The 25538-nt window shown below is 43.4% G+C and carries 29 protein-coding genes; 25 read left to right on the top strand and 4 right to left on the bottom strand.

Features of this window, described 5'->3' with window-relative positions; genetic code table 11:
* Window positions 1–5: 5 nt before the first annotated feature.
* The 3 genes from IR135_RS11315 (at window position 6) to IR135_RS11305 (ending at window position 1993) form a co-directional block, all read left to right on the top strand.
* Window positions 6–95: an IS3 family transposase gene (locus tag IR135_RS11315; protein WP_416212699.1), complete on the top strand. Its 90-nt coding sequence runs from the start codon at window positions 6–8 to the stop codon at window positions 93–95.
* A 131-nt stretch (window positions 96–226) separates the two neighbouring features.
* On the top strand, window positions 227–1150 hold the full coding sequence (gene rarD, locus IR135_RS11310) for an EamA family transporter RarD (protein WP_135099441.1): 924 nt from the start codon (window positions 227–229) through the stop codon (window positions 1148–1150).
* 69 nt (window positions 1151–1219) lie between these two features.
* Entirely contained in the window at window positions 1220–1993 is a 774-nt protein-coding gene (locus IR135_RS11305) for a hypothetical protein (protein ID WP_135099439.1), read from the top strand.
* A 216-nt stretch (window positions 1994–2209) separates the two neighbouring features.
* Here IR135_RS11305 and IR135_RS11765 read toward each other — a convergent pair whose 3' ends face one another.
* Window positions 2210–3136, bottom strand: coding sequence for a VOC family protein (locus IR135_RS11765; RefSeq protein ID WP_135099437.1), 927 nt, complete (start codon window positions 3134–3136; stop codon window positions 2210–2212).
* 74 nt (window positions 3137–3210) lie between these two features.
* Between IR135_RS11765 and IR135_RS11295 the strand changes: the two genes are divergently transcribed.
* Complete coding sequence (locus IR135_RS11295; RefSeq protein WP_135099435.1) at window positions 3211–3849, top strand: alpha/beta hydrolase; 639 nt, start codon at window positions 3211–3213, stop codon at window positions 3847–3849.
* Here the strand turns inward: IR135_RS11295 and IR135_RS11290 are convergent.
* Window positions 3844–4695, bottom strand: a complete 852-nt coding sequence (locus IR135_RS11290; RefSeq protein WP_135099433.1) for a Cof-type HAD-IIB family hydrolase — start codon at window positions 4693–4695, stop codon at window positions 3844–3846. The two genes, IR135_RS11295 and IR135_RS11290, sit on opposite strands and share 6 nt — an antisense overlap.
* Window positions 4696–4818: 123 nt before the next feature.
* Here IR135_RS11290 and IR135_RS11760 point away from each other — a divergent pair, with 123 nt between their 5' ends.
* The 10 genes from IR135_RS11760 (at window position 4819) to IR135_RS11240 (ending at window position 11472) form a co-directional block, all read left to right on the top strand.
* Window positions 4819–5859 (top strand): SEC-C metal-binding domain-containing protein, encoded by a 1041-nt coding sequence (locus IR135_RS11760; protein ID WP_318272371.1) that lies wholly within the window; start codon window positions 4819–4821, stop codon window positions 5857–5859.
* A 57-nt stretch (window positions 5860–5916) separates the two neighbouring features.
* Window positions 5917–6465 carry a chromate transporter gene (locus IR135_RS11280; RefSeq protein ID WP_115885131.1) on the top strand — a complete coding sequence of 183 codons (549 nt, stop codon included), beginning with the start codon at window positions 5917–5919 and terminating at the stop codon, window positions 6463–6465.
* Complete coding sequence (locus IR135_RS11275) at window positions 6462–6992, top strand: chromate transporter (RefSeq protein WP_135099431.1); 531 nt, start codon at window positions 6462–6464, stop codon at window positions 6990–6992. Before IR135_RS11280 ends, IR135_RS11275 begins: the two co-directional genes overlap by 4 nt.
* 82 nt (window positions 6993–7074) lie before the next feature.
* Complete coding sequence (locus IR135_RS11270; RefSeq protein WP_135099429.1) at window positions 7075–7581, top strand: GNAT family N-acetyltransferase; 507 nt, start codon at window positions 7075–7077, stop codon at window positions 7579–7581.
* A 70-nt stretch (window positions 7582–7651) separates the two neighbouring features.
* Window positions 7652–7864, top strand: a complete 213-nt coding sequence (locus IR135_RS11265) for a hypothetical protein (protein ID WP_135099427.1) — start codon at window positions 7652–7654, stop codon at window positions 7862–7864.
* A 49-nt stretch (window positions 7865–7913) separates the two neighbouring features.
* On the top strand, window positions 7914–8258 hold the full coding sequence (locus tag IR135_RS11260) for a carboxymuconolactone decarboxylase family protein (protein ID WP_135099425.1): 345 nt from the start codon (window positions 7914–7916) through the stop codon (window positions 8256–8258).
* Window positions 8259–8275: 17 nt separating this feature from the next.
* Window positions 8276–9124, top strand: coding sequence for a glutamate 5-kinase (proB, locus tag IR135_RS11255; RefSeq protein WP_135099423.1), 849 nt, complete (start codon window positions 8276–8278; stop codon window positions 9122–9124).
* Window positions 9087–10337, top strand: coding sequence for a glutamate-5-semialdehyde dehydrogenase (locus tag IR135_RS11250; protein WP_209307414.1), 1251 nt, complete (start codon window positions 9087–9089; stop codon window positions 10335–10337). Before proB ends, IR135_RS11250 begins: the two co-directional genes overlap by 38 nt.
* 9 nt (window positions 10338–10346) lie before the next feature.
* Entirely contained in the window at window positions 10347–10763 is a 417-nt protein-coding gene (locus tag IR135_RS11245) for an OsmC family protein (protein WP_135099421.1), read from the top strand.
* Between the two features lies 1 nt (window position 10764).
* Entirely contained in the window at window positions 10765–11472 is a 708-nt protein-coding gene (locus IR135_RS11240; RefSeq protein ID WP_135099419.1) for an ABC transporter ATP-binding protein, read from the top strand.
* Here IR135_RS11240 and coaW read toward each other — a convergent pair.
* Entirely contained in the window at window positions 11465–12259 is a 795-nt protein-coding gene (gene coaW, locus IR135_RS11235; RefSeq protein ID WP_135099417.1) for a type II pantothenate kinase, read from the bottom strand. The two genes, IR135_RS11240 and coaW, sit on opposite strands and share 8 nt — an antisense overlap.
* A gap of 78 nt (window positions 12260–12337) precedes the next feature.
* Window positions 12338–13921 carry a BCCT family transporter gene (locus IR135_RS11230; RefSeq protein ID WP_228063506.1) on the bottom strand — a complete coding sequence of 528 codons (1584 nt, stop codon included), beginning with the start codon at window positions 13919–13921 and terminating at the stop codon, window positions 12338–12340.
* 167 nt (window positions 13922–14088) lie between these two features.
* Between IR135_RS11230 and IR135_RS11225 the strand changes: the two genes are divergently transcribed.
* From IR135_RS11225 to IR135_RS11175, 11 genes are all read left to right on the top strand, one after another.
* Window positions 14089–14919, top strand: a complete 831-nt coding sequence (locus IR135_RS11225) for a GNAT family N-acetyltransferase (protein WP_135099415.1) — start codon at window positions 14089–14091, stop codon at window positions 14917–14919.
* 73 nt (window positions 14920–14992) lie between these two features.
* Window positions 14993–15499, top strand: a complete 507-nt coding sequence (gene rpoE, locus IR135_RS11220) for a DNA-directed RNA polymerase subunit delta (RefSeq protein WP_135099413.1) — start codon at window positions 14993–14995, stop codon at window positions 15497–15499.
* 129 nt (window positions 15500–15628) lie between these two features.
* The gene (locus tag IR135_RS11215) at window positions 15629–17245 is read left to right on the top strand and encodes a CTP synthase (protein ID WP_115885120.1); all 1617 of its coding nucleotides are present in this window, start codon (window positions 15629–15631) and stop codon (window positions 17243–17245) included.
* Between the two features lie 244 nt (window positions 17246–17489).
* Window positions 17490–18131 (top strand): fructose-6-phosphate aldolase, encoded by a 642-nt coding sequence (fsa, locus tag IR135_RS11210; protein WP_115885119.1) that lies wholly within the window; start codon window positions 17490–17492, stop codon window positions 18129–18131.
* A 34-nt stretch (window positions 18132–18165) separates the two neighbouring features.
* Window positions 18166–19431: a UDP-N-acetylglucosamine 1-carboxyvinyltransferase gene (locus IR135_RS11205; protein WP_135099411.1), complete on the top strand. Its 1266-nt coding sequence runs from the start codon at window positions 18166–18168 to the stop codon at window positions 19429–19431.
* A 91-nt stretch (window positions 19432–19522) separates the two neighbouring features.
* On the top strand, window positions 19523–20488 hold the full coding sequence (gene glpX / locus IR135_RS11200) for a class II fructose-bisphosphatase (protein ID WP_135099409.1): 966 nt from the start codon (window positions 19523–19525) through the stop codon (window positions 20486–20488).
* 318 nt (window positions 20489–20806) lie between these two features.
* Window positions 20807–22099, top strand: a complete 1293-nt coding sequence (gene rho / locus IR135_RS11195; RefSeq protein WP_369891484.1) for a transcription termination factor Rho — start codon at window positions 20807–20809, stop codon at window positions 22097–22099.
* Between the two features lie 116 nt (window positions 22100–22215).
* Window positions 22216–22476, top strand: a complete 261-nt coding sequence (locus IR135_RS11190) for a type B 50S ribosomal protein L31 (RefSeq protein WP_035810842.1) — start codon at window positions 22216–22218, stop codon at window positions 22474–22476.
* 99 nt (window positions 22477–22575) lie between these two features.
* Complete coding sequence (gene prfA / locus IR135_RS11185) at window positions 22576–23655, top strand: peptide chain release factor 1 (RefSeq protein ID WP_135099407.1); 1080 nt, start codon at window positions 22576–22578, stop codon at window positions 23653–23655.
* Window positions 23642–24496, top strand: coding sequence for a peptide chain release factor N(5)-glutamine methyltransferase (gene prmC, locus IR135_RS11180; RefSeq protein WP_135099405.1), 855 nt, complete (start codon window positions 23642–23644; stop codon window positions 24494–24496). Before prfA ends, prmC begins: the two co-directional genes overlap by 14 nt.
* Window positions 24489–25538, top strand: a complete 1050-nt coding sequence (locus IR135_RS11175; protein WP_318272369.1) for an L-threonylcarbamoyladenylate synthase — start codon at window positions 24489–24491, stop codon at window positions 25536–25538. The genes prmC and IR135_RS11175 overlap by 8 nt, the downstream gene beginning before the upstream one ends.

Genomic DNA, 25538 nt, shown 5'->3' with positions numbered 1-25538 from the left:
AGTACATTAATTATTATAATAAATATAGAATCAAGACAAAATTAAAAGGCATGTCTCCTGAACAATTCAGGAAACATACCTTGAAATCAGCCTAAATCCAAAAGTTCAACTTTTGGGTAGCACGTCATTTTTAAATCCGGCGGTTTTTATAATGGTTTAAATATTTGCATAATTCAATTTCGGAGTTAAGATATAATTTATACATAATAGAATTGTGGGTGAGTGAATGTCAGGGGAACAAAAAGGCATACTGTTTGTATCAGGTGCTTACATAATCTGGGGATTGCTCCCTGTTTACTGGCGTCAGATTGAGACGGTATCTCCTTATGAAATTATCGCACACCGTATATTCTGGTCCTTTATCTTTATGGTGCTGTACATACTTTTTACAGGCAGATGGCAATATTTAAAAACGAATTTAACGTTCATATTCAGCGACAGAAAAAAAGCCCTCAGTTTAGTTGCGGCGTCGATTATTATTTCTATCAACTGGCTGACGTATATCCTCGCTGTTAACCAGGGGCATATACTGGAAGCGGGACTCGGTTATTATATCAATCCGTTTGTCAGCATACTGCTCGCATTTTTTATTCTCAAGGAGCGGTTTTCAAAAGGCGAGTGGCTGGCGATTTTTATCGTGTCGCTCGGTGTTATTTATATGTCCCTTGGTGTGGGGCATATTCCATGGCTTGCTCTGACGCTGGCAGTGACTTTTGGAGTATACGGGCTGATCAAGAAAACAATTAATATCGACGCAACATATGCGCTGGCTGTGGAAACTGCAGTACTGGCTCCAATCGCGCTCCTGTATATACTGTATTTAAATGCTTCAGGTGTGAACACACTTGATTTCGGGCTTAACAGAGATACGATGTTTACGATGGGAACAGGTGTCGTCACAGCAATACCTCTCCTCCTATTCGCTCTTGGTGCTGTTAAGATTCCATTATCACTTACCGGGCTGCTCCAGTATATCGGTCCGACGCTCATGCTCTTTATCGGCATCTTCCTCTACGGGGAATCGTTTACAGCTACACATCAAATTGCCTACGGATTTATCTGGGCAGGGCTGATTCTTTACACGCTGCTGCGCTTTAAAGCATCGCGTCCGCGCCGTCCGAAGGGGAAAGTCAAGCTGACTGATGATTAGCTTATCGTTAGATATAAAGATTACTCCATGTTACTATTTAGAAAGATTTTAGTGTGAGGGGAATGAGTCATGCGATATTTAAAGAACTTTGGCTTATTGTTGGCAGTAACAGGTATTTTGGCAGCATGTCAGAATGCTGTTCCCGGAAGCGGCAGTGAAATTATCACTGAAGAAAAAAATGCCGTATCATCCGAAGAGGAAACCGCAGCTGAAATAGAAAATATAGATGAGCAGGAAATTGACGATGAGCAGTTAGCAGAAATTGTCGATAAAGCAAAAAAAATAGAGAGCTATAAAGCGGAATTGAATATGTCTGCGGCGCTCGACGGTATGGAACCGCGCGAACTGAATGCGGAAGTGCTGTTTATAAACAGTGAGCCCCCGCAGCTTCTGCTCCGTTCTTACGGCGAAGACCGGACTATTTCAAAAAACGGAAAAACTTATTTTAACAACGATACAGAATGGGTCGATGTCAGCGATTCGGTCGATGTGAATCTACTCTACAGTGTGACGTATGATAATGCCGTGGCATCTTTTGCAGAAATAGCGTCTCATATGGAAACAGAGAAGCATGATGATAAGATTAATTACATCTATCATGGCAGTAACGAGGAAATATATGAAACAATCGAGTCATTAGTGCAGGTTAATTTTGGAGAAATGCATGTTGAGAACGTAAATTCAACAGTGGAGGTCACTGTTGATGAAGAAAGTAAGCGGATCGAGGAAATAAACTTTGAATCAGATGGCACAGATACGCATGGTACATTTGAACTCGAGGGTGCAGCAACATTCGATGAATTTAATGAAGTGGACGAAATAGAAATTCCGGTAACGGAATAACTGTATATAAGAAGCGCGTCTGTCTCTTTCGAGAGACGGACGTTTTTCTATTTGGAGGAAGATTCTGGGGTTTGCATGACTGGGTGTCATATGTATCCGCGGACTCCAGGGTTTTCATGATCGTGTGTCATATGTATCCGCGGCTCTCAGAGTTTGCAGGAAAGAGCTTTTAACAAAAAAAGTGCAGCCCTGAACAAGGCTGCAAAGTTTATAAAATTAATTCAGCGGATGAAGCCGCATTTCAATAAAGTCGCGATTTTCTTCAAGGAAAGGCGGTAATGATAAGTGCTCTCCTAAAGTTTCAAGCGGTTCATCAATAGTGAATCCGGGTGAATCCGTTGAAATTTCGACTGTGATATTGCCGACGGCACTAATATACAATGCTTTAAAGTAGTGACGGTCGACAATGCCGGAATTTCGCCATTTTTCTGCCGTGGCCTGCTCCAGAATTTCTGCCAGAGCGGTCTCATCTTTAACGCGAAGCGCAAAGTGGTGAACACTGCCGTAGCCTTGTTTTTCAACATTCGTTGTACGCGATTCAACTACAAATACAGAGTCCTGGCCGAAGCGTACGCGGGCCTGTTCAGCATCATCAATATCCCCGTCATATTCACCGCCGAGCATTTGTAAAAACTGAACCATCGGTTTTAAATACTGGACGGTCAGTTCGACACCAAATATGCCGGTAATTGCATATTCTTCGGGAATATTTCCGCCTCCGGCGTATGGCTCAGAGTCGTGGTAGCCGGGATCGGCGAGAAGCGCAAAACGCTGACCTTCTTCGTCTGAGAACTTCATCATCGTTTCTCCGAAGTAATCGGTGATACCTTCGTGATAAACACCCTGTTCTTCCATGCGCTCTCTGAAATACTCAATAGCTTCGACTGACGGTACTCTTAAAATTGTACGGGAGATGGAGTTTGTTCCCGGTGTGTATTTTGGCGCCAGGCCGATTTCAAAAAATGTAACGTCTGTTCCAGGTGTCCCTTTGTAGTCGCTGTAAAATAAATGATACATATCAGGACTGTCCTGATTGACCGTTTTTTTAACCAGTCTGTGACCGAGAAACTGTGTAAAGAAATCGTGATTTTCAATAATATCTTTCGTAATTGCCGATACGTGATGAATGCCGTATGCGCTCACAATGCATCCTCCTTTAATCTCTTTGATGTTATTATATAATACAAGTATACGTATCTCTATTAGGAGGACTTGGCATGAAACATTTATATATTAAATCGAGAAAAGAAAACGCGAAAGAAACACTCATATTATTTCACGGCACCGGCGGCCGGGAGACTGATCTCTTGGAAGTCGCGACAACTGTAAACAGTGAAGCGAATATTTTAAGTTTCAGAGGAGATGTTGACGAGAACGGGCAGACACGTTTCTTTAAACGTTTATCTCTAAAACAGTACGACGAACAGAGTTTAAAAGAAGAAGGGGATAAAATTTACGGGGAATTAAAAAAACTGAGCGGCGATTACAATTTCGATCTTGGAAAAGCCGTTATCATCGGCTATTCCAACGGTGCGAACATCGCGGCTTATCTGATGCTGAATTACGATCTCGGTGTCAGGGGCGCAATGCTGATGCACAGCGCGTACCGCAGTGAAACAACCGGGAAAGATATGCTGTTTGATACAGATGTGCTGCTGACAGCCGGAGCGCAGGATATGGTCGCTACAGCCGGCGAATCTTACACACTGAAAAGAAAACTCGAAAACAAAGGAGCAAACGTCACGGTTAAATTAACGGACGGAGCCCATGAAATATCCCCTATGGAATTAATGGAAGGGCACGTCTGGTACATGCCGATTAAAAAATCCATAAGGGATGAAGATAAATTATTATAGATAGTTTTTTCTAAGATAGTGCTCGAGACCGTCTTCATCACAGCTGAATTCGGTAACATCATCCGCAATTGCCTTGACATCTTCTTTGGCATTTTGCATCGCAGTCGATTTTCCGGCAGCTTTAAACATTGGGATGTCATTCATGGAATCGCCGAACGCGTGAACGTCACCGATAGAAATATTCATCGTATCGACGAGGGTCATAAGGCCGGTGCCTTTATCAGTGCCGTAAACCATAATTTCAGAGTTGTGGTTTGATGTACGGTATATCTGATAGCCTGCATCAGATGTGAATTTTTCATTCAGCAGTGTAAACCAGCGTTCCAGTTTTTCCTTATCATTGCTGAAAAAATAAAACTTTATAATATCGGCCCGGTCGATTCCATCTTCGTCAATCCACTGTTCTGTACTGTTCAGCGTGCGCGCAGTACCGATATTTTCATATTCGAGCACAGTCGCGTCAGGTGTTTGTGTAAGATCATCGACAGAATAATCGCGGTCTTCTTTAAATGTATACGGGCCGCCGTGTCTGCCGGTTGTCATTTCGTAGTAGATTTTGTGCTCGCGTACCTGCGATAATACGAATTCCACCTGGTCTTTTGAAAAAGCAGTATGTGAAAGCAGCGTATCGCCGTGGTGGACCGTCATGCCGCTTGCGGCGACATAGCCGTCAACTTGCACACTGTGCGGCACTTTTTCATGGATCATCTGCAGTGAACGTCCGGTCGCGATAATAATTTTAATACCTTTATCGTGAACTTCCTGTAAAGTATCCGCAAGAGAATCGGGGAATTCACCTGAATTATTTAAAACCGTACCATCCAAATCGAGAGCAATTGCCTTCATATTTTGTAAAAGCTCCTATCTTCAGTTTATATTTTAAGATGCTGATGCTGTTTAAATTTTAGCATATTTCGGCATATATGATAAAATTGCCTTACCAACAGTTCAGTAAAGGAGTCGTTATATATGACAAACACTGCAGCTTATTTGAAAAAGTATGACTTGGAAGATCTGCACCAGCTTGCGGTCAATACCGGAGTAACAAACGAAGAAGCACTGGACAAGGATGGCTTGATAACAGAGATATCGAAAAACCTGCTGAATGCGGATGTGCTGGAATATGCATATCTTTACAGTGACGAACCTGCACTTACGAGCTGGCAGCAGGGGTCAAAAAACATAGAGGACGGCAGAAATCTCAGTCTGGCGGATGTCTACGGCTTATATATAATGGGTTTTGCCTACGAGCTGCTGAATGAAGAAGATAACTTTTTTATTATCGATGAAGTACTGGAAAAATTTGAGACAGTCGATACTGAAAAAAACCGCGAAAAACGGACAGCGATACAGCGGCAGCTGAATTTAATACGCTCCGCCCTGCATTTATACGGTGTGGTTGAATTTAAACAGATTGTTCATTTGTTTAAAAAATATTACGGCATGGATATCACGATTGATGAAGTGGTGGATCTGGTCAATCGCTCGCCTTACGTCATTACTGTAAATAATAAAAACCAGGAATTTATTATTGATGATATGACTGATAAGCAGTATGAAATTATCCGGAATGCCCAGCAGAAATATAAGTATTATGAGCCGGAATTCGGGAAATTTATCAAATTCAGCAACCCGGGCTATATTGATGAATCAGCAGCGCACGAAGATTTAAAAAAATGGGTCTCAAAACATCTGAATACGAGTGTTGCATCGGATTATGAATTGTATCTGCATGTGCTCCGCATGGTTATCAGCGGACAAAAACGCGAAGAAATTTCCGGGGAAATAAAAAATCTTGGTTATCAATTTAAATCGAAAGCGGAAGAAGATGAATTCTTTGAGCTGATTCGCGATGTCGTAAGACATACGCGGCACTTCCAGTACCGCGGGAAAAGCGAAGCGGATATCGGACAGAAAACAATCGTTAAAGAAGTGAAGGTCGGACGTAACGATCCATGCCCTTGCGGCAGCGGCAAAAAGTATAAAAAGTGCTGCGGCAAAGCAGTATAGCGATTAAGTGGCTGGTATAACTACCATCCACTTTTTACATAGCGGAAGGTGAGCGTCATGCATTTTAAAATATTTATGGTGTTTTTCAGAGTGGGAATCCTCGGTTTCGGCGGCGGACCGTCATCCATTCCACTCGTAAAAATAGAAGTCGTCGACAAATACGGCTGGATGACTAATGAAGACTTCCAGGATACACTGGCGATTGCGAACGTCCTGCCCGGTCCGATTATTACGAAGCTCGCGGGACATATCGGCTACCAGCTGAAAGGCTGGCCCGGCATTATTAATGCACTTATTGCAATCATCCTGCCGACAGCAGTCTTAATGACAGTATTATTGACGCTGTTTTCCGAATTTAAGGACCTGGCCTGGGTTCAGGGCATGAGCGCCGGTGTAGTGCCCGTCGTCCTCGTTATGCTTGCGGTGCTCACCGCAGAATTTATGAAAACGGCAAAAACATCTTCAACATGGAAATTTTTAATTCCGTTTACGCTCGGCATGCTGATTGTGCTGGAAGTGCTGAATATTCATCCGGCACTCGTCATCGGTATTATTATAGTATTCAGCCTGCTTCAAAAAAGCGGCGGACAAGCAGGTGACTCATGATTTATCTGGAAATATTTTTAGCATTTTTAATTCCCGGCATACTCGGATACGGCGGCGGGCCGTCTTCAATACCGCTCGTTGAGCGTGAAGTTGTCGGTACATATGAATGGATGACCACAGCGGAATTTGCGGAAGTACTCGCGCTCGGCAATGCGCTGCCGGGGCCAATATTGACGAAAATGGGTGCTTATATCGGCTATGAAGCAGGCGGTGTGTTTGGCAGTATCGTTGCGATATCTGCAAGTGTGCTGCCCTCGCTTCTTTTAATGATATTCCTCGCTGCAGTGCTGTATAAACTGAAAGGAACGAATAAGTTCTCGATGCTGACGCTTTTAATCCGTCCGGTCATTGCGATTCTGCTCGGTGTCATTGTTTTTGATTTCCTGTTCAGTTCCTTGGAAGTATCGGGAACTTTCCATACTGTCTTTTTAATCGGACTCTCGTTTGTGCTGCTGCAGATTGTGAAAATTCATCCGGCACTCGTCATCGTTATCGGTTTAATATACGGTGCGGTATTTATCCGGTAAGAGGCACAAAATTTAAAACAGCTTTCTGAATGTACTATACTGGATGCAGTAAACAGTCAATCCAGAAAGGAAGTTAGCACATATGGCATATAATATTCGTAAAATGGAAGTACAGGATGCTGCCAGTATTATTGAACATAAAAAACTTGTGACAGCAGAAAATCCGGATACGCTGGCAACAGCAATTGAAAACAGGACAATTACAATTGAAGAGGAAGAAGCGACGATAAAAACTCTCGGACCGAATGATCTCGGTATCGTAGCAGTCGACGGCGAGAAAGTTATCGGTATGCTGAATCTCCGTCAGGATCACCGCAAAAAATTCGAGCATATCGGCCAATTCGGCATCAGTCTGCAGGCTGCCTATACAGGTTCCGGCACAGGTACTGCGATGGTCAAAGAAGCAGTGGAGTTTGCACGGAATAATGATAAGCTTGAAAAATTGATATTAACAGTTTTTGCCAACAATCCGGGTGCGATTAAATTATATAAAAGACTCGGTTTTGAAGAAGAAGCAACTTTAAAAAATCAGGTGAAATTAACTGACGGTTATACAGATTTAGTCTATATGGCGAACTTTTTAAAATAATGAACAACCTGCCTGCCTAAAGTGATATTATAATGTTAAGAATGAATATACTTTAAAAACAGGTGATTAAGTGAAAATTGTGCATGTATTATTGTACGCGCTGCTCTTAACGTTATTCACAGCAGGAATTATCTTCTCTACGATGGCATCCTATACTGAAACTTCACCGTTGTCCTACACGGTAATCGGTGTATTTATGGCTGTTCTGTTTGCCCTGTATACAGCTGTCTTAATTAAATACCGCAGGAGAAGAATTCAAAATGACAAAGAGAATCGCGCCTGAGCGGTTCTTTTTGCTTTTTTAAGCAAAAAAATGGGGATGGTGTAATTAGATGAAAAATTTTGAAAGCATTAATAAAAGAGCTCAAAAAAATACAGGACGCATCCAGGAAACTCAAGCAGATTTTATGAGAGCATTTAAGAAATTTCAGCAGGAAGGTTACAAAGCGAATGCGCTGGATGAAAAAACAAAAGAGTTTATCGCCTTAACTTATGCTGTCGCTGATAAATGTGAAGGTTGTATAGGAAATCATGTAAACAAACTCGTTAAACTCGGAGCAACACGTGAAGAAATCAGTGATATCGTTGCGGTATGTATAGTAATGGGCGGCGGACCGGCAAGCGTATACGGCGGTTATGCACTGGAAGCATACGATGAAGCAGCAGGAGAAAATTAGCAAAGGAATGAAGTCGAATGTTACGGGAAAAAGTACAGAAAGCAAAACGCATTGTTATTAAAATAGGAACGAACTCGATTATGAATGCGCCGACAAAAATAGATTATAAGAAAATCGACAGGCTGGCTTATGCTGTATCAGCTCTGCATCAGGAAGGAAAAGAAGTTGCCATAGTGACGAGCGGTGCTGTAGGACTCGGTGCGAGCACGATGAATTTAAAAGAATATCCTGCTTCCATCGCAGGCCAGCAGGCACTCGCAAGTATCGGACAGGGTGTTCTGATGAATTTGTACAGCAAGTTTTTCTCGCATTACAATCAGCATGTCGGACAGGTATTGATTACCCGTGATGTTATTTCATTCCCGGAATCATATAAAAATGTTTCAGTTGCACTGGATACTTTATTAAGTAAAGGTGTTATTCCAATCATCAACGAGAACGATGCAGTATCGGTGGATGAATTAAACCACAATACTAAATTCGGTGATAATGATACGTTATCCGCGATTGTCAGTGAAGTGATTGATGCAGATCTGCTGGTCATTCTAAGCGATATTGAAGGATTATATACAGCAAATCCCGCGACAGATAAAAATGCGGAACTTATCACCTATGTTAATGAGGTGACACCTGAAATAATTGAAATGGCGGGCGGAGCGGGTTCAAAATTTGCGACCGGCGGCATGGCGACAAAACTGCAGGCGGCAGACCGCATGATTCGCCGTCAGAAAGCGATGGTAATCATGAAATCAGATGAGCCGTCAAAACTTTTTAATTTACTGGCGGGGGAAGAAATCGGCACTTTATTTATGAAGGAGGGAATACATAGTGACAAACAGTATAGCAGTATTGGGAACAGAAGCTAAAAAAGCAGGCAAAGTATTACGGCGATCATCAGAACAACAAAAAAATGAAGCGCTGAGACTGATGGCAAAAGAACTGCTCCATCACAGTAAAGACATACTTGACAGTAACCGGACGGATTTAAAAAATGGCCGGGAGAATGGGCTCTCTGACGCCATGCTGGAAAGGCTTACCTTAAATGAAGCACGTCTTCGGAGTATGGCTGAAGGTATCGATAAAATTATCGGCTTAAAAGATCCTTTAACAGAAGGGCTTGGCGAATGGACGACACCAGAAGGTCTGAGAATTGCCCGCCGCAGTGTACCGCTCGGCGTTATCGGCATTATATATGAATCCCGCCCGAACGTTACAGCCGATGCTTCAGCACTTTGTATAAAAGCAGGGAACGCTGTAATTTTACGCGGCGGCAAAGAAGCGATGGAGAGCAATAAGGCGATTGTTAAAGCGCTTCAGCAGGGATTGTCGAAATCAGACCTGCCGGCAAAAAGCATTCAGCTGATTACAGATCCGTCCCGAACATTCGCCGCTTCATTTATGCAGGCGAATGAATATATTGACTGCCTCATACCGCGCGGCGGCGCAGGTTTAATCAAAGCGGTTCTGACACAGGCGACGGTGCCGGTAATTGAAACAGGAACAGGTAACTGCCATATATACGTACATGAAGATGCGGATCTCGCTATGGCAGAACAAATTTTACTTAACGGGAAAGTCCAGCGGCCATCGGTCTGTAATGCGCTCGAAACACTATTAATCGATAAAAATGCCGCAGCGGAATTTCTGCCTGTCTTAGCTGAAAGTTTAGTAAATGAAGGCGTTGAAGTTATCGGAGGAGAACGTGAAAAGCAAATCAGCAGCTCTATCACAATAGGAGAAGTATCTGCATATGATACCGAATTTCTGGATTTGAAAATCGCAGTGAAAGTTGTGGAGGGTTATGATCAGGCACTCGAGCATATAGAAAAGTATTCCACGGGCCATTCAGAAGTAATTATTACAGATAGTTATCATACTGCGCTGAGCTTCCAGGAAGATATCGACAGCGCCCAGGTATATGTCAACGCATCGACGAGATTTTCTGACGGTGAAATGTTCGGTTTCGGCGGAGAAATCGGCATCAGTACTCAAAAACTGCACGCGCGGGGACCGATGGGCTTAAATGCTTTAACAAGTTATAAATATACGATATTAGGGAACGGACAAATTAGAAAGTAGGTGGCAGAAATGAAAGTAAATTTAAACTGGCAGGGAAAATTGAAATTTGAATCTACGGGAGAGACTACAGGCCACACAGTAACGATGGATGCGAATGAAGCTGCAGGCGGGGATGCTTCTGCACCGTCACCGATGGAAATGGTGCTTCATGGTGCTGCGGGCTGCATGGCTATCGATATCGGTGTTATTTTAAGACACCGGATGGATAAAGTAACGAAACTTGCAATCGAAGCCGATGGAGAACGGGCTGACACGGAACCGAAATACTATAAGCGAATTAAAATGAATATTATTATCGACGGTGATATACCGGCGAAACAGGCACAGCGTGCAGCTGACCTGTCGAAAGACAAATACTGTTCCGCTGTTCACTCGCTCGTTGCCGATGTCGATGTTCAGGTCATCTTGAACGGCGAAGCATTGTAACATGCTGTCTGTAGATAAACTCAGTATCAATTACGGACAGTTCAGTGTTTATGCTGATAATCTTACATTTGAAAACGGGCTTCACGTGCTGATCGGTGAAAACGGCAGCGGAAAGAGTTCCCTGCTCACGGGAATCATCGGGTATAACACTAAGGATATCAAGGTGCGGAAATTGGCATTTAATCATACTCCCATCGACAGAACCGCAGATTATATCAGCTATCTTCCTCAGCAAAATGTACCGTTTCAAATCACGGTGGAAGATTTTATTAAAATGACGGCCCGAAGACGACCCTCGCAAAAAGAGACAGATAAAGTTCTTCAGGACTTTAAACTTGAAGGGCTGAGGCATGCATCAGCAGACAGTTTAAGCGGAGGCGAATTCAAACGTGCTTTATGTGCACAGATTCATTTTGAGGATAAGCCCGTGCTTTTGTTTGATGAAATCGAACAGGGCTTAGATATCAATTATCAGCATCTGGTGATGACTTGGCTGAAAAAGTTAAGCAGCAGCAGGGGAATTATTATGGCGATGCATGATTTGAATCTCGCACTAAATTATGCTGATACAGTAACATGCATGAAAAAAGGCACTTTAACTGAAGTTAAAGTGCCAGCAGCAGAAGTGACTGAAAAAATGCTGTCCGATACTTTTTCACGTGAAATGAAAATTCTTCATTACGAAGGAAAAATTATTGCATTCAGCTGATTGCACCGAGAGCGCCGCTGTATTCGCCGTTTGGGACGACAAAAGCGCGTGCATTTTTTAATTCGCTGTATCTGTATATAATATCGGTCATCACTTCATTATCAAGTAAAGTAGAGCCGATAAAAACCATATTTTTCGTGTCGAAAGCATCGGCTAAATTAATAGCCATTGCAGTAACAGTTTCTGCCACGAGTCCGATAACAGCAATCAGCTGGTCTTCGGCCGAGGCAGTTTTTTGTGCATTTAGAATATGCCCGAAGTTGCTGGCAGTAAGGTCGCCGGGTATCGGTGACGGCCGGCCATTATAAATATGATGAACCTTCAAATCAACATTGTCGCGGACCCCGCCTTTAGCCCGTTCGATAATCGTCTCAAAATCTCCGATGCCGGTCAGCAGATAACTCAGCCCAATCATAGTTCCGCCGCCAACGCCGGAACCTCCGACACGTTTTTGCGAATCACCTGAGGCCTGGTGGAAACTCGTTCCTGTACCGACATTCAGATAAACATAACGGTCGAGATTCATACCGGCTTCTTTCAGAAGCTGGGTCAGCCCGCGGAAGGTTGCATCAAATTCTATGGAAGAAGTTACGTCAAAGTTTAATTTTTCTGAGATATATTCTGCTTTGCCGCCTGTTAAATAAATGTCTTCTCCGGTATAATCACTGTTCAGCATGCTGATAACCCGGTCGATTTCTGACGCGGGGTACTTTTTAAAAGTTCTGCCGTCCTTATCCAAAATCGCCACTTTAATTAAAGTGCCGCCGGCATCGATACCTATTTTCATATACTTACTCCTCATAATTGCGAAATGAAGCAGCGCTCAAGATTTTGAGCGCTGCTTTTTATTAACCTTTAATGCTTTTTAATATTTTTTGCGGCGCTGTCTGCGTTTCATTGCTTCGTTCGGTTCGCGCCGGAGGCCTTTGGACACCGAGGCAATCATCATAATGAGTATGATAGCAAAAGGCAGACCGGCAAGCAGGGATGCTGCCTGCAGACTCGTCAGACCGCCTGCCAGAATTAAGGCAATGGTAAGTAAACCAAGCAGGAGACCCCATAATATCTTCAATCCGGTCGGCGGATTGTCCGTATTTCCAATACTCATTCCAGCAACGATAAATGTCGCCGAGTCAGCTGAAGTGACCAGGAATGTAAAGATTAGAATAATTGCGATAGCTGAAGTCAGCCATGATATCGGCAGTGTATCAAAAAGAGCAAACAATGCCTGTGTCTGGTCATTTAATACAATTTCCCCGATGTTTGTGTTATTAAAGAGATCCGAATAGATCGCTGTGCCTCCGAGTGCGCCTACCCATAAGAAAGACAGCATCGGCGGAACGATTAAAATACCCATGACATATTCACGAATACTTCGTCCGCGGGATACGCGTGCGACGAATGAACCGATAAACGGACTCCAGGCAATTACCCATGCCCAGTAGAATACTGTCCAGTCCTGAACCCATGATTCACCTGAATACGGCTGCATGCGCAGTGAATAGCCGACAAAGTTTGTCAGGTAATCGCCGAGACCTACGATAATGGTTTCCATAATAAATGTAAATGGCCCGACAGCCATAATGAATATTGTCAGTACTAGTGCAAGTATCATATTCAGACTGCTGAGGAACTTCATGCCCCGCTTAAGTCCGGTTATTGTAGAAAAGATAAACAGACCTGTCATTAAGGCAGTCAGTATGATTTGTGTCATCGGACCTGACGGGATTCCGAATGCGATATCGAGACCGCCGTCCATCTGCATAATACCTAAACCGACAGATGTCGACATACCTGTAATCGTTGCAATAATCGCCAGAATATCAATTGCTTTTCTGGCATTCTGATTGTAATCGAGACCAAACAGCGGCTCCAGAGCTGTTGAAACTAAACCATTCCGGTTTTTACGGAATTGGAAATAGCCGATTGCAAGTCCTGCAACACCGAAGATTGACCACTGTGAAATACCCCAGTGGAAATAAGTATAACCCATAGCGAGTCTTGCGGCTTCCGCATCTTCGACAGGTCCGCCGAGAAAGGGAGATGTCATAAAGTGTTCCATCGGTTCGGCAACTCCGAAGAATACCAGTCCGACACCTAAACCGCTTGAAAATAACATTCCGATCCAGGACCAGAATGAGAACTCAGGTTTTGAATTATCGCCGCCGAGTTTAACACGGCCGTATGGTGATAGTGCAAGGAATAATAGGAATACTCCAAAGCCAAAGACAACCAGTAAGAAAAACCAGCTGAAGTTTTGAGATATTACAGCGTAAACATTTTCAGATGCAACTTGGAACTGATCTGGGATAATCATTGCAATTGCAGATACAACAAGAATTATTGCGGTTGCCACCCAGAAAACAGTGCCGAGCTGCTTCATATTAAACTTACCCGGCTGATCCGGATCTGTACTTTTCTTTGACGTAGTATTGTCGTCATTCGTCAAGTGATTTCCTCCTAGAAATGATTCGTATTTATCTTACTGTTACCCTTCAAATACCAACAAATAACGCTGAAATAATGAAAGTTGTAATGTAATGTCTAAATTGTCACTATAGGGGGTATGGCATTTATAATAGCAAACTATATCAATATGTCAAAAAGGGGTAAAACATGAGTATTAATATTAGGAAATTTACAGAGGCGGACAGAGAACATCTGGAAAATTACATATTGAGTGAAAGGCAGCGTGTCTATTCGAGCATGCCGCTTGAAGTGCTTGACGACGCACTTAATGACGTCAACCGCACTGCCAATGTAGTCGTTACTGACGATGGGAAGGTTATAGGTTTTTTTGTGCTGCATAAACATTATCAGCACGAAGGCTACAGTACTCCCCATGAAGTCGTATACGTGCGTTCTCTTTCAATTAACGAAAAATATCAGGGGAACGGGTACGGGACAGCAGTTGCCCAAAATCTGCCGGTATACGTGCAGGAAAATTTTTCATCATTCGACCATTTATATTTAGTTGTTGACGGTGAAAATGCCGGTGCCTGGAATTTATACGAGCGTGCGGGTTTTTTACATCTGGCGACGAAAGAAGAGGGGCCAATCGGCAAAGAACGGCTGTATTATCTCGATTTGAACCGGAATTATGTGCCGAATTTAAAACTGGAGTTTGATGAAGAAACAATCATGCCGGCAGTGAAAATTATACTCAGACGCGACGGCAGCAAAGTCGGGCATATCGATGCGGTACAGGAGAGTGATATGCTGGTTATTAAACATATTTATGTCGACGAGAACCACCGTGAAGAAGGTATTGCAGAAAGCGCGATGCGCCAGTTTGCGACAGCTGTCAGAAAGAAGCTCGTCACGGTGGACACTGCGGCGGTCACGGTATCGGACTCAGCATTTGAAAAGCTGTTTACGAACGCAGGGTTTGTTCCCGGAGGCAATAAGAAACACGCGAACCGTTATGTGAAATTAATAAGATATTAATATAAAGCTTGAAACATCGCATAAATATTTGTATTATATCCTAAGGTATTTACATCTTGAAAGGATGACGTAAATGAGACTGGACAGCTATACAAAAGAAATGATGGACGAGCATTCGTTTATAGATATGTCGCACATATATTTAGAAGATAAAGGCAAAGAAACGAATCTTTACGAAATGATCGATAAGTTTAAAGAAGTCGGCAATTACACTGAAGGTGAGATTGAAAACCGTATTCTGCAATTTTATACGGATTTAAACACCGATGGCCGTTTCCTGAGCACGGATGACGGCGTATGGGGACTCCGCGAATGGTATGCAGTAGATGACATCAGTGATAAAATCGCGCCGACAATTCACAAAATAGAAATCGCAGCTGAAGATGAATACATCGAGGAAGAAGCTGACGCCGATTACCCGGGTGCGAAAGAATTAGGTGAAGATCAGGAAGAAATCGACGACACCCTGCACGGTGAAGACGAAGAGGATATCGACAGTAAAGAAGCTGACGATGCAATCGAGTTTGACGAAAAAGAAAAACTCGAAGATGATTACGACGACGAAGCAGATGCGTACTAATTTTTATTGACTTTTTCTTTTAAAGTGATAGTATTTTATTTGGGCTCCCTTAAACAGGGACTAGTAAACGGCTCCTTTTCACGCTGGTGAAAGGGAGCTATTTTTTATTTTATACAGGAGGATACTTACATGACAAAATATATCTTTGTAACTGGTGGCGTAGTGTCATCATTAGGAAAAGGAATTACAGCTGCATCTCTCGGACGGTTATTGAAAGACAGAGGGTTTAATATTACAATTCAGAAGTTTGATCCGTATTTAAACGTTGACCCGGGTACGATGAGCCCTTATCAGCACGGCGAAGTATTTGTTACTGAAGATGGCGCGGAAACAGACTTGGACTTAGGACACTACGAGCGTTTTATAGATATTAATGTAAGTAAATACTCAAACGTTACTGCAGGAAAAGTATACTCCGAAGTTATCAGAAAAGAACGCCGCGGGGACTACCTCGGCGGTACGGTGCAGGTTATTCCGCACATTACCAATGAGATCAAAACGCGTATTAAAAAAGCCGGCGAATCTTCAAAAGCAGATATCGTAATTACTGAAATCGGCGGTACAGCAGGAGACATTGAATCACTGCCGTTTATCGAGTCTATCCGCCAGTTAAGAAGCGATCTCGGTAAAGATAATGTAATGTTCATTCACTGTACACTGCTGCCGTATATTAAAGCTGCCGGCGAAATGAAAACCAAACCGACTCAACACAGTGTAAAAGAGCTGAGAGGCCTCGGAATTCAGCCGGACATGATTGTCGTGCGCTCTGAATATCCGATGACAGAAGATCTGCGCGATAAAATTGCACTGTTCTGTGATATTGATGAGAAAAGTGTCATTAACGCAAAAGATGAGGAAACAATTTACGAACTTGTGATGTCGCTTCAGGCGCAGGATATGGATGATTTAGTGCTTGAAAACCTGAACCTTGAATCATCAGGCGAAGCACAGCTTGAAGATTGGAAACACCTGCTCGACAATTTAAGCAAAATTGACAAAACAATTAAAATCGGCCTGGTCGGCAAATATGTCGAACTGCAGGATGCATACTTGTCAGTCGCTGAATCACTGCGTCATGCAGGTTATGAAGTACATGCGGATATCGATATTCACTGGATTAATTCCCAGGATGTTACACCGCAGAACTATAAGGAAATTTTAAGCGAAGTTGACGGTATCGTTGTACCCGGAGGATTTGGGGACCGTGGAATCGAAGGTAAAATTTTAACGCTGAACTACGCGCGTGAAAACAAGGTGCCTGTCCTCGGGATTTGTCTCGGCATGCAGCTTGCAACAGTCGAATTCGCACGCAATGTTGCAGGTTTAACAGGTGCTAACTCATCTGAGCTTGATGAGCATACACCGCATGCAATTATCGACCTGATGCCTGATCAGAAAGATGTTGTAGACCTCGGCGGCACGCTGCGTCTCGGAAGTTTCCCTTGTGTGATTAAAGAAGGCACAAAAGCGCGTGAACTGTACCAGGTGAGTGAAGTGGACGAACGCCACCGTCATCGTTTTGAGTTTAATAATGCATACAAGGAGCAGCTCGAAGAAGCGGGGATGATATTCAGCGGAACGTCACCTGACGGCCGCCTTGTGGAAATGGTTGAACTTAAAGATCATCCTTATTACGTGGGTGTACAGTTCCATCCTGAGTTCCAATCCCGTCCGACACGTCCGCATCCGTTATTCAGCGGCTTGATTAAAGCGAGCCTGAATATGGATTTACAGGAAGAAGAATAAGCAGTTTTTGAAATAGAAAAGCACTAAAAATCAGCCGGCTTTGTTCCGGCTGATTTTTTCGTCGGAATTCCGCAGTTTATTTTTTCTACAGCCAGTCTAAAAGAGGTCAACGGCAACGGCTGCAGCGATTATTAAAGAATTTCGGGAAAATTTAAAGCAACTGTTAATGGTAAAGCATTGTCAGTTTGAGAAGCTTTAATTTATAATGATGTTAATATCACATTACTGGAGGACGAAAAACAATATGAAATACTTTATAGATACAGCTAATATGGATGAAATTAAAGAAATACACGAGTGGGGCGTACTGAGCGGTGTGACAACAAACCCTTCTTTAGTAGCAAAAGAAAAAGATATCTCTTTCCACGACAGACTCGTTGAAATCTGCGAGCTGGTAGGCGGGCCGGTCAGCGGTGAAGTTATTGCGCTTGATGCAAAAGGCATGATTGAAGAAGGGCGCGAACTCGCTAAACTTCACGAGCACATTATCGTTAAAATCCCGATGACAGAAGACGGCATGAAGGCAGTTAAAGTACTTTCTGACGAAGGAATTAAAACGAATGTTACGTTAGTCTTCAACACGGTGCAGGCACTGACTGCAGCGCGTGCAGGCGCAACTTATGTATCGCCTTTTATCGGACGTCTTGATGATATAGGACTTGATGGTCTTCAGTTAATTGAAGATATCGCAGCTATTTTTGCGATTCACGATATCGATACTGAAATTATTGCGGCCTCAATCCGCAATGCAGGACATATGCACGGGGCGGCAGTACGCGGTGCGGATATCGCGACAATCCCTTATAAAGTAATTAAAACATTAACGAAGCATCCTTTAACTGATAAAGGAATCGAACAATTCTTAAACGACTGGAATAATAAATAGTCTCCACCCAATTAAATGACAAGGAGCTTTCTATATGGCTGAAGATGTAATTAAAGTCCGCGGCGGCAGTCAGCTGACCGGACAGGTCGACATCAGCGGGGCTAAAAACAGTGCGGTTGCTCTGATTCCGGCTTCGCTTATGGCCTCCTCTGGCAAAGTAACACTGGAAGGGCTGCCTGAAATCAGCGATGTTAAAACGCTGATGAGTCTCTTAAACGATTTGAATATTAAGACGGAATTATCAGGCACAACTCTTGAAGTCAACGCTGAAGAAGCGGTAAACATGCCGCTGCCAAACAATAAAGTACAATCTTTGCGTGCATCGTATTATATGATGGGTGCAATGCTCTCGCGTTTTAAAAAATGTGTTATCGGACTGCCGGGCGGATGTCCGCTCGGACCGAGACCAATCGATCAGCACATCAAAGGATTTGAAGCGCTGGGTGCCAAAGTAACGAATGAACACGGGGCGATGTACCTGACGGCGGAAAAACTGACAGGCGCTAAAATATTCTTCGATGTTGTCTCAGTCGGTGCAACGATTAATATGATGCTTGCAGCAAGCTGTGCCGAAGGGCGAACGACTTTGGAAAACGTAGCGAAAGAACCGGAAATCGTCGATGTAGCAACGCTGCTTAACAACATGGGCGCGAACATCAAAGGTGCGGGCACGGATACGATTCGTATCGAAGGTGTGGAATCACTGCACGGTACGACCCATAATATTATTCCCGACCGGATTGAAGCCGGCACTTATATGATTGTCGGTGCTGTGGCCGGAAAGAATTACAAAGTGAATAATATTATTCCGACGCATATGGAATCACTGTCGGCAAAACTGGAAGAAATGGGTGTTAAACTCGATATTGGTGATGACTATGTCGTAATTAATAAACCAGAAAAATATAATGCAGTATCATTAAAAACACAGGTCTATCCCGGCTTTGCAACAGATTTGCAGCAGCCGATTACACCGCTTATGTTTTTAGCGGACGGAGTAAGCAAGATTACAGAAACTATTTATCCTGCGAGATTCAGACATGTGGATGAACTGTCGCTCATGAATGCTCATATTGAGAAAAAGAGCAGCAGTGCACTGATTTACCCTTCACAGCTGAAAGGTGCAGAAGTATATGCAAGCGATCTTCGTGCCGGTGCATGTCTTTTAATTTCAGGTCTTATTGCAGATGGCGTAACGACAATTCATAATGTAAATCATATCGACAGAGGTTACGCTGATATAGTTAAAAAACTGTCGGCACTCGGTGCTGATATTTGGCGGGATACTCTGGAAGATTGAGCATTCAAAGACCGGTATTCGTAAGAATACCGGTCTTTTCTGTGTTATAATAGTCAAGGAAAAAAGTGCGGATATATAGGGGGAGACAGTTTTGGAAAGAGGATTATCGATGGAACTCGTAAGAGTGACAGAAGCGGCTGCGCTTTCGAGTGCAGCCTGGACAGGCAAAGGCTTAAAAAATGAGGCGGATGATGCGGCAACAGAGGCGATGCGCAAGCTGTTTGATACGATTCCTATGGCAGGCAAGGTAGTTATCGGCGAAGGCGAAATTGATGAAGCGCCGATGCTGTATATAGGGGAAGAACTCGGAATCGGTTCTGGTCCCGAACTTGATATAGCAGTGGATCCGCTCGAAGGCACAACGACTGTTGCAGAGGGCACTATGGGTGCTATGACTGTTCTGGCAGCAGCCGATAAAGGTAATCTTCTTCATGCACCGGATATGTATATGCAAAAAATTGCTGCAGGTCCTGATTGCCTGGGTGTAATCGATATTGACAAATCTGTTGAAGAGAACATCCGTGCGGTTGCAAAAGCGAAAAATAAAAATATATCAGATATTACAGTAACGATTATTAAGCGTGAGCGGAGTGCAGAAATTATTAATCAGGTCCGCGCGCTTGGCGCACGTATTATAATGTTTGATAACGGTGATGTCGGCGCAGCAATCAATACTTGCTTTGAATGGACAGGTATCGATATTTTAATGGGTGTCGGCGGGGCGCCGGAAGGTGTTATTGCGGCTGCCGGAATCAAAGCGCTGGATGGAGATTTCCAGGGCCGTCTCTTACCGAGAAATGACGAAGAACGTAACCGCTGCATCGAGATGGGTGTTAATCCTGATAAAAAACTCGAACTTAACGATTTAGTCAGCGGCGATGATGCCATTTTTGCAGCAACTGCAGTAACTGACGGTGAATTGATGAAAGGTGTCCAGTTCAAAAGTGGTTTTGCCGAGACATCTTCAGTAGTTATGCGCGCAAAATCAGGAACGGTAAGATTTATTAACAGCCGTCACAGTTTAAAGAAAAAACCGAATATGGTTATGGATAAATAAGAAAACAGTATCAGCTTTCATGTGACTGTAAACAGATTTGCAGTCACATGAGCTGTTTTCATCGGACCGCAAAACAAAACTTCAGTCTGATAAAACCTTATTTATCTTCAGCTTTTCTTTGACATACCACCACCGGCGGATGTAATATATGTATGCCTTTTAAAAAACTTCAGATTCGCAATTACTCCATGGAGAAGAATCCCGCAGCTCCAGTGCAATCTCTAAAATTATTCCAGAAAAAACATATAAATGAGTAAAAAATAATAAAATCAGTATTGGGAAGTGGAAATATTGTCTGATAAACCAAAGACACAGGATATGAAATATGAAACATTCGATGCTTTATATAAAAATAATACGACTAAAGCCTTAACTGAACGTGCGAAAAACTTACGTCTTTCGAATTACAGCAAACTGAATAAAAAAGAACTGGTTCTTGCAATACTGGAAGCAGAAATGGAAAAAGACGGAAACTATTATATGGAAGGCATTCTCGATGATATCCAGCAGGACGGCTACGGCTTTCTGCGTACAGTTAATTTTTCCAAAGGTGAAAAGGATATTTATATATCCGCATCGCAGATTCGCCGTTTCGAATTGAAAAAGGGCGACAAGGTGACCGGTAAAGTCCGCAAACCTAAAGAAAATGAAAAATATTATGGTCTGCTGCAGGTCGATTTTATTAATGACCATAATGCTGAAGAAGTTAAAAAACGTCCGCATTTCCAAGCTTTAACACCTTTGTATCCGGATGAACGTATCCGTCTTGAAAATGAACCGTCTGATATGTCGACGCGTATTATGGATCTGGTCACCCCGATAGGTTTCGGCCAGCGCGGAATGATTGTTGCACCGCCTAAAGCCGGGAAAACATCACTCTTAAAAGAAATCGCACAGGCAATTACGACGAATCATCCAAACGTGAAGCTCTTTATCCTGCTGATCGGGGAACGTCCCGAAGAGGTTACAGATCTCGAGCGTTCGGTTGAGCAAGCTGACGTTGTGCATTCGACGTTTGATGAGCCGCCGCAGCACCACGTTAAAGTGGCAGAGCTGCTTTTGGAACGTGCGAAACGGCTCGTTGAGATGGGCGAAGATGTAATTATTTTAATGGACTCAATTACGCGTCTCGCACGTGCTTACAATCTGGTGATTCCCGCTTCCGGCCGTACTTTGTCAGGCGGTCTGGATCCTGCCAGCCTGCACCGTCCGAAGCATTTCTTCGGCGCAGCGCGCAATATTGAAGCGGGCGGCAGCCTGACGATTCTGTCCACTGCCTTAGTGGATACAGGCAGCCGTATGGACGATGTAATTTACGAAGAGTTTAAAGGAACGGGGAACATGGAACTGCATCTTGACCGTCATTTAAGCGAGCGCCGTATTTACCCGGCAATCGATATCAGACGTTCGAGCACGCGTAAGGAAGAACTGCTGCTCGATAAAAAAGAACTGGAAATCTTATGGCAGCTGAGAAATCTGTTTACAGATTCATCTGATTTTACAGAACGTTTCTTAAGAATTTTAAAAACAACGAAAACGAACGAAGAGTTCTTCGATGTGCTGAGAGACCGTATGATCAGCTCTCAGAAAACCGGAAAACCGGTTATATAAATTTCTTCGCAGATATTGCTTTTTACACCGCGAGAATGTATAATGGCAAAGTAATGCGTGGTGATAGCCACAAATAACTCTGTTCCAGATGGTCCAGGGCAAAGGAGATGACAATTATGAAACAAGGAATTCATCCTGAATACAAAAAAGTAATCTTTTTAGATTCAACTACAGATTTTAAATTCTTAAGTGGATCTACACGTACTTCTTCTGAAACTATGGAGTGGGAAGATGGCAACGAATACCCGGTTATTCGTTTAGATATTTCTTCTGATTCACACCCGTTCTACACAGGACGTCAGAAGTTCGCATCAGCAGACGGCCGTGTTGAGAAATTCAACAAAAAATTCGGTCTTAAATCAAGCAACGAACAATAACGAAACTTCAACTGCACTGAGTATTTCAGTGCAGTTTTTTTGTCTTAAAAATATGCTATAATAAAATAACTAAACGAACCAGGAAAAGGACGAATTCTTATGTTTGATCAACTCGAAATAATAGAAAATCGGTATGAACAGCTGACTGAGCTGCTCAGCGATCCTGATGTAGTCAGCGATCCTGAAAAACTCCGCACGTATTCCAAAGAACAAAGCGACATTCACGATACTGTTGAAGTGTTCCGCGTTTACAAAGAACATCTGGAAACTATTGAAGAATCGAAAGAAATGCTGAAAGAAACAGACGACCAGGAAATGATTGACATGCTGAAAGAAGAAATTGCAGAAGCTGAAAGCATGCTGCCGAAACTGGAGGATGACTTAAAAATCCTTATCATTCCGAAAGATCCTAATGACGAGAAAAACGTTATTATGGAAATTCGCGGTGCTGCCGGCGGGGACGAAGCGCAGATTTTCGCAGGAGACCTCTTCAGAATGTATTCGAGATATGCCGAGGATCAGGGCTGGCGTACGGAAATCGTTGAGTCACAAAGCAGTGACCAGGGCGGATTTAAAGAAATCAGCTTTTTAATCCAGGGTAAAGGCGCCTTCTCGAAACTGAAGTTTGAGAATGGAGCACACCGTGTTCAGCGCGTGCCTGAAACTGAATCGGGCGGACGTATTCATACATCTACAGCAACTGTTGCTGTCCTGCCGGAAGTGGAAGATGTGGAAGTGAATATACGCAACGAAGATATTAAAATTGATACGTACCGTTCAAGCGGCGCCGGCGGGCAGCACGTCAACACGACTGATTCCGCAGTTCGTATTACCCACCTGCCAAGCGGCACGGTCGTTACATCACAGGACGAAAAATCTCAGATTAAAAACAGAGAGCGCGCCATGAAAGTGCTTAAAGCGCGCGTTTACGATATGATGCAGCAGGAAGCGCATGCTGAATATGCTGAAAAGAGAAAATCGGCAGTCGGGACAGGGGACCGTTCTGAACGGATCCGCACTTATAACTATCCGCAAAACCGTGTGACGGATCACCGCATCGGTTTAACAATTCAAAAACTTGATCAGATTATTGACGGTAGTCTGGATGAGCTTATCGAGGCGCTGGCTATCGAAGAACAGACTTCAAAACTGGAAGAACTGAACAATGAAACGATATAAAGCAGTACTTAAAGAGGCGGAAGCCTCTTTAAGTGTATCTGGACAGGAAACCCGGGTCGCAGCGATTGTAATGGAAGAACTTTTCGGTTTGAATTTTGCCGGGCTTATGGTGCACGGGGATGAACTGATGCCAAAAGAGGATTACAAAAAATTTGCTTCGGTTATCGAACGTGTCTGTCTGAATGAACCCTACCAATACGTTCTTGGAGAAGCGTATTTTTACGAATCTTATTTTAAAGTTACTCCGGACACGCTGATCCCAAGAAATGAAACGGAAGAGCTCGTGGATTTCGTGCTGAATAACGAACCTGACACAGGTTTAACAGCGGTCGATATCGGCACCGGTACAGGCGCAATCGGTTTAACTTTAGCTAAACACTGGACTTCAAATAAGGTAATAGTGACCGATATTTCACCGGGCGCGCTCAGCACAGCGCGTGAAAACGGCAGACGCCTCGGGGTGAGTGCGGAATATTTAGAAGGCAGTTTATTTGAACCATTGGTGGATAAAGAAATTAAAGCTGATATAATCATTTCTAATCCTCCGTATATCAGCGAGGATGAGAAACACCTTATGACGTCTTCAGTGGTTGAATATGAACCCGCGGCCGCCTTGTTTGCAGACGACGGAGGGCTCGCTCTATACAAAGAGATGATCCGCACTCTTCCCGAGGTGCTGAAGCCGGGCGGGCGGATATACTTCGAAATTGGTTTTAAGCAGGCAGATGCATTGAAATCTTATATTGAAACAGCCTGGCCTGGAACTATAGCGCACGTTATTAAAGACATCAATCAGCAGGACAGAATATTATATTTTACGCGGGGTGAAAAGAGTGACTAAAATTTGGAAAATTACCGAAGCAGACTTAACAGATGACAGTAAAAAAGCAGAAATCGATGAACAGCTGAAAGAAATAAAAATAGCTTTTACATACGGTGAAATTATCGGTATACCGACAGAAACGGTATACGGACTTGCAGCAGATGCACGGAATGCGGAAGCGATCAGTAAGATTTTTTCTGCCAAAGGACGCCCGGGGGACAATCCTTTAATTATACATATCCACGATATTAAGCAGCTGGCAGACTTTACAGCTGTGCTTGATAAACGCGTCATTAAATTAATGGAAGCATTCTGGCCTGGCCCGATTTCTTTTATTCTGCCGTTAAAAGGAGATTATCTATCATCAAATGCAGTGGCGGAGCTTGATTCTGTAGCAGTGCGGATGCCGAGTCATCCGGTAGGAAGAAGGATTCTGCAGTATGCTGATATGCCGCTAGCGGCACCGAGCGCAAATATTAGCGGCAAACCGTCTCCGACAAATGCAAGACACGTTATTGACGACCTCGAAAACAAATTATATGGTGTTGTCGACAGTGAATCAGCAACTTACGGCATCGAAAGCACAGTACTTGACTGCACGCAGTACCCGTACAGAATAGCCCGTCCGGGAGCGGTAACGAAAGAAGAGCTGGAAGAAGTGCTGGAAGCAGATATTGATACAGTGAGCGGAGAGACTGACAAACCGATTTCACCCGGTATGAAATATAAGCATTACGCCCCCGGTCAGCCTTTGATTGTAATCGAAGGCGGTATTAACAATAATACTAAGCTGCCAGTGGAGCGCCATCAGAAAGTCGGGATTATTGCACCTGAAACAAGCAGGGAATTCATCGGTGAAGATATACAGTTCATCAGTCTGTGCAGGGATCGTGACAGTTACAAAGAAGCAGCGCGTAATCTGTATTCTGCCCTCCGTATAATGGATGCTTCGGATGTCGATATTATTTTTATTCACGGTTTTGATAAGGTGCCGGAGTCAGCAGGGCTGATGAACCGCATATATAAAGCGACCGGGAATGAAGTGATTCAGGGTGAATAA

This window comes from Jeotgalicoccus nanhaiensis (assembly GCF_015235105.1).
GTDB lineage: Bacteria > Bacillota > Bacilli > Staphylococcales > Salinicoccaceae > Jeotgalicoccus > Jeotgalicoccus nanhaiensis.
The sequence above is the reverse complement of the archived record's forward strand: the minus strand, read 5'-3'. Positions and strand labels throughout refer to the sequence as shown.